The 5,972-nt window shown below is 61.0% G+C and carries 6 protein-coding genes; 2 read left to right on the forward strand and 4 right to left on the reverse strand.

Going from position 1 to position 5,972, the window contains the following annotated elements:
- Positions 1-15 precede the first annotated feature (15 nt).
- The 3 genes from AC1DLB_RS18850 to AC1DLB_RS18860 all read right to left on the reverse strand — a co-directional run bounded on the left by AC1DLB_RS18850 (position 16) and on the right by AC1DLB_RS18860 (position 1,959).
- Entirely contained in the window at positions 16-906 is an 891-nt protein-coding gene (locus tag AC1DLB_RS18850) for an esterase/lipase family protein (RefSeq protein WP_430954328.1), read from the reverse strand.
- Positions 907-1,014: 108 nt separating this feature from the next.
- Complete coding sequence (locus AC1DLB_RS18855) at positions 1,015-1,320, reverse strand: DMT family transporter (RefSeq protein ID WP_007903452.1); 306 nt, start codon at positions 1,318-1,320, stop codon at positions 1,015-1,017.
- A complete protein-coding gene (locus AC1DLB_RS18860; protein ID WP_018928465.1) occupies positions 1,321-1,959 on the reverse strand; it encodes an FMN-dependent NADH-azoreductase in 639 nt (212 codons plus the stop codon).
- Positions 1,960-2,080: 121 nt separating this feature from the next.
- Here AC1DLB_RS18860 and AC1DLB_RS18865 point away from each other — a divergent pair, with 121 nt between their 5' ends.
- Positions 2,081-3,025 (forward strand): LysR substrate-binding domain-containing protein, encoded by a 945-nt coding sequence (locus AC1DLB_RS18865; protein ID WP_477785428.1) that lies wholly within the window; start codon positions 2,081-2,083, stop codon positions 3,023-3,025.
- Positions 3,026-3,050: 25 nt separating this feature from the next.
- Here the strand turns inward: AC1DLB_RS18865 and AC1DLB_RS18870 are convergent, their stop codons facing one another.
- Positions 3,051-5,126 (reverse strand): AsmA family protein, encoded by a 2,076-nt coding sequence (locus AC1DLB_RS18870; protein WP_477785429.1) that lies wholly within the window; start codon positions 5,124-5,126, stop codon positions 3,051-3,053.
- Positions 5,127-5,505: 379 nt separating this feature from the next.
- On the opposite strand from AC1DLB_RS18870, the gene AC1DLB_RS18875 reads away from it, so the two are divergent.
- Positions 5,506-5,972: hypothetical protein (locus AC1DLB_RS18875; protein WP_477785430.1), on the forward strand; the 467-nt coding region annotated here is incomplete at its 3' end.

Genomic DNA, 5,972 nt, shown 5'->3' on the forward strand with positions numbered 1-5,972 from the left:
CCCTCGCCACAGGGCTTAAACGCCTGCCGCCTTCAACCGCGCGGCATGCTCGACAAACAACCGCACCGGCTCTGCCCCCTTGCCCACCAGCCCCAGGGATTGGTTGACGATATCGAAGTGATCCATCGGGTATTGATCGCCAATCACCGTCCCGAGATGTGAGCTGTAGCGCCCGACCATCCCGTCGCAATGCCCCGCTTCACGCACGAAGGTTCTGGCAAACAACCGGCAACTGCGGTTGGTGCCGTCGAACAGGTTGCACCCGCGATCGGTCTTGCCCGGCTGCAAAGTCCCGGACCAGGAGTAATAGCGCACGCCATTGACCACTTCCGGGCCATGCCCACCCCAGGTGTCAGGCAGCCCCTGTGGATAACGCTGATTGAACAGCGCCACGCCGGCCGTGGTCAGCGACTGGTGCGAAGCCGGGATATCCACCGGCAGTCGCGGCCCGCGATAACCGGTTTCCAGCAGGCACATCAACGCGCTGATCAACCACAGTAAAAAACTGAGCAGCCGTCCCCTGGCGCTGTCAGCCGGATAGTGATCGTGCAGGTAGTCCGCCAGCTCCGAACCGTGATTGGGCCCGGCCACCGAGGTCACTGACGCCACCTGGTCCGGGCGTTTTGCCGCAGCATACCGAGCGGTCAGCGAGCCCTGGCTGTGGCCGATCAGGTTGACCTTCTCGGCCCCGGTATCGCGCAGGATTTCCTCGATTCGTGCCAGCAATTGCTCACCACGCACCTCGGTTGAGTTGAGCGGCGAAACCTGCACCGCGATCACGGTTGCACCGTCCCGGCGCAACGCCGAAATGATCCCGAACCAATACGGATAGAGCAGCAGACGAATAAACCCGAGCATCCCCGGGACCAGCACCAACGGGTAACGCGTGGCAGAGCCTTGCGACATGGATGAACATCCTTGTGGTCGGTGAGATGAAGCAAGGCTGGATGCAAGGCCTCAGCCAAGCATCGCCACCCAAGATGACAACCCGGTGACCAATCTATGACATCCACCCTACTTCAACCCCACCACGCCCGCCACAATCAGCCCGACCGACACCAGTTTGAGCGCGGTCAGGCTTTCGCCCAGCAGCGCAAAGCCGAGGAACACCGTGCCCAGTGAACCGATAGCGGTCCAGATCGGGTAGGCGATGCTCACCGGCAATTCGCGCATGGCCAAGGTCAGGAAATAGATCCCACCCACGGCCGCCACCACGGTGATCACCGAAGGCCAGAGCCGGGTGAAGCCTTCGGCGTATTTCATGCCCATGGCGAAGGTGACCTCGAACCCGGCGGCAATCAGCAGGAACAGCCAGGCCATCTAGAACTCCCTGGCCAGCGCCAGCAAACGCTGTTCGGCCTCGGCTACGGAAACCTGGAAGGTGCGCTCGGCGGACTCCTCGCCCTCGGCGGCGACAACCGTGACGTCAGTGATGCCGATGAACCCCAGTGCCGTGCGCAGCAACGGGTCGGCATGGTTCATCGCTTCAAGCTCACCGCCGGGGCCGAAGCCAAACCCGCCGCGACTGGTGACGATCAACGCCTTCTTGCCCCGCACCAGCGGTTCGTACTGCGCGATGCCGTTGTCCAGGGTGTGATTGAACGTCAGTCCGAGCCGCACAATCTGGTCGATCCAGGCCTTGAGGCCACTGGGCACGCTGAAGTTGTACATCGGGGTGGAAATCACCAGCAGATCATGACCGAGTAACTCCCCCACCAACTCATCGCTGAGTGCCAGGTCGGCCTGCATCGACAACGGTCGCGCTTGAGGCTCCGGATGAAAAGCAGCCGCTACGAAGGCTTCGTTGACGGCCGGGATCAACGCCCGGCCGACTTCACGGCGGGTCAATTGCGACTGCGGGTTACGGACCTGCCAGGCTGAAAGAAACACCTCGGCCAACCGCCGCGAATGAGAGCGTTCACCACGGGGGCTGGCGTGAATGGCAAGAATTGTGCTCATCTGAATCTCCTTAAGGGCTAAACTGAAACGGCTTGTGGCTGCAGCTTGAAGCGCACAGCCGCCTGCCTTCAAATGAGCAAAAATCAGTCTGGATGAATCTATTTCACCCATGGAGTTTTAAATGTTTGCCTCGTTGCCGTTGACCGCCCTGCGGGCCTTCGAATCCGCCTCGCGCCTGCTGAGTTTCAAGGCTGCCGCCGAAGAGCTGTCCGTGACGCCGACGGCGGTTTCCCACCAGATCCGCTCCCTGGAAAACTGGCTCGGCGTGCCGCTGTTCGAACGACTGCCACGCCAGGTGCGCCTGACCGAGTGCGGCGAACGGCTGTTCCGTAGCCTGCATGGCGCCCTGCTGGAGGTGGCGCAAAGCGTCGATACCTTGCGCCCGCAACGCAGCGGCACGAGCCTGACGATCTCCACCACCGCCGCTTTCGCCGCCCTTTGGCTGGTGCCACGGCTGGGACGGTTTTATGCCCGGCATCCGCACATCAGCGTGCGGCTGGACACTCACTGCGAAGTCATCGATTTGCATCAGGACGCCAGCGTCGATCTGGTGCTGCGCTACAGCCAAGACGACTACCCGAACCTGTATGGGTTGTGCCTGTTCGACGAATCCTTCGGGGTTTATGGCTCGCCTGAACAAGTGGCCCTGGCGACCCGTCGGGTACCCACCCTGATCAGCGTGCAGTGGCATAACTCCAAACTGTATGCCCACGGCTGGGAAGCCTGGTGCGCGCAATCCGGCGAAACCTGGCTGGCCGGACAGCCAGCGGTGCGTGAATACGACGAAGAGCATTACGCCCTGCAAGCCGCCATTGCCGGGCAAGGTTTGGTGCTGGCGAGCAATATTCTGGTGTCGGAGAGTGTGGCCAGCGGCTTATTGCTGCCTTACCGGGGTGAGATTCAGGTCGACGGGGCCGGATACAGCGCACTGTGCGTTCCAGGGCGCGAACGGCATCCGCCGGTGCGGGCGTTTTTTGCGTGGTTGCAGGAKGAAGCTCGATTGTCTGGTCTATTGCCAAGATCGAAGCCCGCGGCAGCTCCTGCAGGGGAACGCGTTCCAATGTAGCGGCCGCAGGCTGAGATCTTTTGATCTACCGGGTGGGCTTGACCGTCACCGGCGCCTTGCCCGCCTTCATCTGCTCCAGCAACGGCGCACATTGATTCGGCTCGCCAGCACTCGGCGCGATCAGCGCCAGCAAACCCGCCGCCGGCGCGGCAATCACACCCAACGCCACCATCCCGGCCCCGCGCAGCATCAGCGGCACCGCTTTCACCCCCGCATCCGGCTTGATGAACTTACCCCGCACATACAGTGGCGAACGCAACGAAATCAAGCGCCAGCCCTTGGATTCCGGGCTGATGGTCAGGTCCAGTTGCTCGGTCGCCATGTTCGCCGTGCCATCGATGTAGACAATCGCGTTCTCGGTATCGAAGACGAACAACTGCGTGGTCGCCAGACCGCTCTTGATGTCGAAATTGGCCGCCGCGCAATTGATCTTCACTTCCTTGTCGCCAAAGATTTTCCCGACCACATAGTTGCCGACATTGAGCCCGGCCAGCTCCATCAACTCACGACTGATGGCGCCATCATTGATCAGCATCTTCAAATTGCCGTCGGCGGTGCCCAGCAGCTTGGCCACCGAGTTGCCACGAYCGACAAGGTCGGCATCGCCATTGAGCTCACCGAAACTGGTTTTCATCCGTTCAATGGAGGGGAACAGCTGTTTGAGCTTGAACTTGCGCGCGGTCAGTTTGGCCCGGCCTTCCAATGGCTCAGCGCGCCCGTTCAGACGAACCTGCGCATCCAGATTGCCGCCAGCCACGCCGAAACGCAGGGGCTCGAGACTGAGCACACCATCCGTCAGCACCAAATGGGTGTAGAGGTCGTTGAACGGCAGTTTTTCGCTGTGGACGATGCGCTTGCCAGTGAACTCGACGTCAGCGTCCATATCGCGCCAGCGCTCGGTCTTGAATTCCTCGACCGGCAGTATCTTGTCCGCCGGCTGCTTGCTTTCACCGCCGCGGGCCTTTTGCTTGGCATTGGAGTCGGCGCCGATCAGTGGGGCCAGGTCGGCAAACAACAGTTGATTGGACTCCACCGCCCCGCTGAGCTTGGGCCGCGGTTGACTCGCGACATAAGCCAGGTTGCCATGGATGTCGCTCTCGCCAATCTTGCCGTTGAAGTCCTCATAGCGGTACACCGCCCCGCCCGACTCATGCAACTTGGCGGTCAAATGCCCATCCGTGGCGTACGGCGGGGTATCCGGCAGGGTCACGCCGATCAGCGGATAGAGATTGCCCAGGCTGGCACCGGCCAGTTTCAGGCGCAGATCCAGGGCGCCGAGGTTCAATGGATCGGTGAGCGTGCCGGCCAGTTCGACGCTGGTGTCGGCAATCTGCATTTGCGCATGAAGCGGGAACGGCTTGGCGGCATCCTGTAGGGCCAGCAAACCACCGATTTTGCCTTGGCCAGCCAGATTCTGGCCGTGGTATTGGCCTTTGACCTTCAACGCGAACGCGTAATCCTGCGGCGAACCGCCCTTCTCAAGCGCGGTTTTCGCCGCTTTGTCGCCGACGATGTCACTGAACGGAATCGGCTTGCCCAGCGGATCGATCAGCAAGTCGAGGCGGGTTTTCAGGCTCTGGTCGTCGAGCGTGACATGGCCCTTGTCGAAGCCGATGGCACCGATGTCCAGCACCCAGTTAGAAGGCTCGGCATTCGGGTCCTTGGGGTCGAACTTGAATGTCCAGTTGGCGCGGCCGTCGGCCAGACGCTGCAGGTCGGCATTGGGCTCGGTCAGGTCGATGCGCGGGATCGTCACCCGCTGTGTCAGCAAGGCCAGTGGTGAAATACGCAGCTCGACGCGTTTGAGGGTGGCCATCTGCGGTTGCTTCGACCAGTCCGGGTTGCCCAGGCTCAGGTCCTCGGCCACCACATGCGGCCACGGTACCCAGGCCCGCCAGCCGCCTTCGTCGGGCTCGCGCTGCCAGACCACCGCGAGGTTGCCGTTGATGGCGAACGGACGATGCAGTTCTTCGGAGACTTTGGCGTTAAGGGGCGGTTTGATCCGGTTCCAATCGAAGAACGCGATGATCAGCACCAGGACGGCCAGCAGCACAACGAGGCTGGCGGAGGTCCAGGCAAGCATTTTACGAGTGCGCGTCATTGCACAGAGCTCCTGAATACGACTGAGCGCCCTGACAGCGACGCACTGATGAAACGTTAGGCCAGAACCGGCCTGCCATGAAATGTACGACTGGAAAACGGCCCGCAGGTTTAACCCGAAGGCCGATTCGAACGCAAATAGCCGTCTCGCCCCTCCCTTTTTAGCGTTACCGACCCCGCACTTTTGCGAGGCGAAAATGAGTCGAAAATACCCACCTCAGTGCAAAAACGTTCGCCGGAAACGCCCGTTCTAGAGCCGCTCGGCCAAACAATCAATTCCGTTGATTATTACCATTGCGTTTATGAACTTTTATATCGACTTATCGAGAGTAGCATTGAACTCGTACCCACTTTATCGCCCTCCCAAGGAGCAACCCATCATGAAACGCGAATTACTGCTTAGCCTGACCCTCTCAATGTTAGCCAGCACCGCTTTTGCTCTGCCGGCTGCCGATCAGGCCACTCCACAAGTCAAAGACAGCCACTCGGTGTTCAGCCAGACCGTTGCCGATGGTGCCAACGGTAACGAGCGCCTGAAAGAAAAAGGCCTGATCACCCAGGATGGCTCGGATCGCACTCCACAGGGCCAAACCCTGGCTGCTGACGGTACTGACCGCACTCCACAAGGCCAAACCCTCGCTGCTGACGGTGCCGACCGTACCCCACAAGGCCAAACCCTGGCTGCTGACGGTGCCGACCGTACCCCACAAGGCCAAACCCTGGCTGCTGACGGTACCGATCGCACTCCACAAGGCCAAACCCTGGCCGCTGACGGTACCGATCGCACTCCACAAGGCCAAACCCTTGCTGAAGGTGGTGGTGACCGTGTGATCGAACGCAACAGCGC

This window comes from Pseudomonas sp. 05N434 (assembly GCF_056396965.1).

Bases quoted from the DNA above. Each gene is read 5' to 3' on its own strand.
- AC1DLB_RS18855 (WP_007903452.1), bottom strand. From the start codon at position 1,320: ATGGCCTGGCTGTTCCTGCTGATTGCCGCCGGGTTCGAGGTCACCTTC.
- AC1DLB_RS18850 (WP_430954328.1), bottom strand. From the start codon at position 906: ATGTCGCAAGGCTCTGCCACGCGTTACCCGTTGGTGCTGGTCCCGGGG.
- AC1DLB_RS18860 (WP_018928465.1), bottom strand. From the start codon at position 1,959: ATGAGCACAATTCTTGCCATTCACGCCAGCCCCCGTGGTGAACGCTCT.